The 3,278-nt window shown below is 61.7% G+C and carries 4 protein-coding genes; 3 read left to right on the forward strand and 1 reads right to left on the reverse strand.

The window, feature by feature from the left end; all coding sequences use genetic code 11:
- From VF515_08590 to VF515_08600, 3 genes are all read left to right on the forward strand, one after another.
- The coding region (locus VF515_08590) for a TRAP transporter substrate-binding protein (GenBank protein ID HEX7407690.1) at positions 1-935 on the forward strand (935 nt) is incomplete at its 5' end.
- Between the two features lie 8 nt (positions 936-943).
- Positions 944-1,450, forward strand: coding sequence for a TRAP transporter small permease (locus VF515_08595; GenBank protein HEX7407691.1), 507 nt, complete (start codon positions 944-946; stop codon positions 1,448-1,450).
- A gap of 9 nt (positions 1,451-1,459) precedes the next feature.
- Entirely contained in the window at positions 1,460-2,767 is a 1,308-nt protein-coding gene (locus tag VF515_08600; GenBank protein HEX7407692.1) for a TRAP transporter large permease subunit, read from the forward strand.
- 151 nt (positions 2,768-2,918) lie between these two features.
- Here VF515_08600 and VF515_08605 read toward each other — a convergent pair.
- The coding region (locus VF515_08605) for a cupin domain-containing protein (protein HEX7407693.1) at positions 2,919-3,278 on the reverse strand (360 nt) is incomplete at its 5' end.

Raw genomic sequence — 3,278 nt, forward strand, 5'->3', positions numbered from 1 at the left:
TGCTGGCGAGTTCCGCGGCGTTTGCGGACAAATGGAACATGCCGACACGCTCGAACGAGCGGAACTATCAAACCCGGAACATCCTGCAGTTCGCCGCGGACGTGAAGAAGGCGACCGACGGCAAGGTCGACATCGTCGTTCATCCTGAGGATTCGCTGGTCAAGCAGCCCGAAGTGAAGCGCGCGGTCCAGACCGGGCAAATACAGATCGGTGAGTTGCTCATGTCCTTGCATTCGAACGAGGCCGCACTGTTCGGCGTCGACTCGGTGCCCTTCCTCGCGACCAACAACGCGGAGTACGCGAAACTTCTGAAAGTCGTGCGCCCGTTTCTCGAGGAGCGTCTCAAGAAGCAGGGCTTGCGCCTCTTGTTCGTGGTGCCGTTTCCCCCGAACTCGTTCTATACCGGGAAGGAGATCCACTCGACCTCTGACTTCAAGGGCCTGAGGTTCAGAGCCTTCAACCCGGTGACCGGCCGCCTGGCCGAACTCATGGGGGCGGTGCCGGTCACGGTGCAGCAGTCCGAAGTGCCGCAGGCGTTCTCGACGGGCGTGATCCAGGCGATGATCACCTCGTCGGCAACGGGTGTGGACACCCAGGCCTGGGACTTCGTGAAGTATTTCTACGACGTCAAGGCGATGGCGCCCTGGGATATAACCATCGTCAACGAACGCGTCTTCGGCGGCCTCGACAAGAAGACGCAGGACGCGGTCCTCGCCGCCGGCAAAATCGCCGAGGAGCGCGGCTGGAAGCTGCAGGCCGAGGAGACCGGCAAGCTCGTCGCCACACTGAAGTCGAAGGGCATGGACGTGCGCCAGCCGAGCCCCGCGCTGATGGCCGAGTTGAATAAGATAGGCGAGCAGCTCATCGCCGAGTGGTCTAAGGCCGCCGGCGAGGACGGGCCCAAGATCCTCGACCAGTTCCGCAAAGCGAACTAAGCTCGCGCATGCGCTTTCTCTACGGCGCGGGAGCGGCTCTCGCCGCGGTATGCATGGTGATGATCGCGGCGCTCACCCTGATCGGGGTGATAGGGCGGATTGTCGGCGTCGTCGTTCCCGATGCCGGCGAACTTGCCGGTTATGCCATGGCCGCCTGCTTTTTTCTGGCGCTGGCGCATACCTTTCACAGCGGCGGCCACATCCGCGTCAACCTGCTTCTCACGCACGTGAGCCCGCGCCTGCGCCGCGCTCTCGAGCACTGGTGCCTCGCGTTCCTCACGGTGATCGGCGGACTGTTCACCGTTTTCTCGATCAAGCTCGTAATGGACTCCTACGCGTTCGGCGACGTTTCGACCGGCATGATGACGGTACCGCTATGGATTCCACAGGTCTCGATGGCGCTCGGTGCGCTCCTGCTCGAGATTGCCGTAATCGAGGAGTTCGTCCATGTGCTGCGCGGGCATGAGCCCCGTTACGCGCGCAACGAAGACGCTGCCGCGGGCTATACCGAATAAGGCCTAGCCATGGACCCTCTGCTCTACAGCCCTATCCTGGCGGCCGCGCTGCTGCTCCTTCTCGCCTCCGGCCTGTGGGTTGCGGTTTCCCTGGTGGGGGTCGCGCTCCTGGGCATGCTGCTCTTCGCCGACGCACCGATCGCTCTCGTCATGCCATCGTCGATGTGGAGCTCGGTCAGCAGCTGGACCCTGACCGCGCTACCGCTCTTCGTGTGGATGGGCGAGATCCTGTTCCGTACCAAGCTCGCCGACGACCTGTTCAACGGTCTCGCGCCCTGGACGACGGCTCTGCCCGGCCGTCTCATACATGTGAACGTGATCGGCTGCGGCATCTTCGCCGCGATCAGCGGCTCCTCCGCCGCAACAGCAGCCACGGTCGGCCAGATGTCGCTGCCCGAGCTGAAGCGCCGCAACTATGACGAGCCAATCAGCGTTGGCTCGCTCGCAGCCTCCGGCACGCTCGGGCTCCTCATCCCGCCTTCGATCATCATGATCGTCTACGGCGTGTCGGCGAACGTCTCCATCGCGCGCCTGTTCCTCGCCGGCGTTCTGCCGGGCATCATGATGATGGCACTGTTCATGTCCTACATTGCGATTTGGGCACTGCTCAACAAGGACAAGATGCCGCCACCCGAGCCGGCTCTGCCTTTCTCGGAGAAATTCAAACGTCTGCATCTACTCCTACCGACGGTGCTCTTGATCATTGCCGTCATCGGGTCGATCTACACCGGGGTCGCGACCGCGACCGAAGCGGCGACACTAGGAGTGGTGGGATCGCTCCTCGTTGCTATCTTCTCTGGCAGCCTGACCTGGGCCAACTTCAAGGAGAGCCTCTACGGCGCGACGCGCACCTCGTGCATGATCGGCTTCATCATTGCGGCGGCGTCGTTCCTGTCGGTGGTGATGGGCTATGCCGGCATCCCGCGCGCGCTCGCGAGCTGGATCAGCATCTTCAACCTCTCCGCCTACGGGCTGATCTTCGCGCTGACGATCCTGTACCTGATCCTCGGATGTTTCCTCGACGGGATATCCATGGTCGTCCTCACCACCGCGGTGATCATGCCCATGGTCGACGCCGCCCACATCGACCTCATCTGGTTCGGCATATTCATCACGCTCGTGGTCGAGATCGCGCAAATCACGCCGCCCGTCGGCTTCAACCTGTTCGTCGTGCAGGGCCTCACCGGCCACGACATCCTGTACGTGGCGAAGGCGGTGTTGCCGTTTTTCTTTTTGCTCTGCCTCGGCGTTTTTATCATCACCCTCTTCCCCGAGATCGCGACCTGGCTGCCGAAGACCATGTTCAGCATCCGCTGACGGCGATCACCCCTCTTCCCAACCTCCACCAGGCCATCGATTCCATGTCACTGGCCGACCTCACGCTGCTGCCCGTCCATCAGCTCTCGCAGAAGATCGTGGCGCGGCGCCTGTCTCCCATCGACCTGACAGCGACCTATCTCGAGTGTACTTAAGTGGTCAGGATGTTCGCGATATCGGGTGCGGGGGACTTGATCTCGACGATGAGTGTTTCCTCCAGTGCCTCAATACGGTGGGCAACCTGATGAGGATGGCGGCACACATCGCCAGGCCCGAGAACGTAGGTCTTATTTCCAACGGTCGTCTTGAGTTTGCCCCTGACTACGTAGACGAGGGACTCGTGCGAGTGCACGTGGGTAGCTGAGGCAACCCCTGGCTGTAGATGGACTTCCAAAAGAGACATGTGGTCGCCTTTTATCAGAGGCTTTACGAGGAGCGCCCCTTTTGTGGGTATGCCCTCGATGGCCCTGACAACCAGCGCCTGCACGCGAGCATTCTTCGAATGGTTCAT

This window comes from Candidatus Binatia bacterium (genome assembly GCA_036382395.1).
Taxonomy (GTDB): Bacteria; Desulfobacterota; Binatia; order HRBIN30; family HRBIN30; genus JAGDMS01.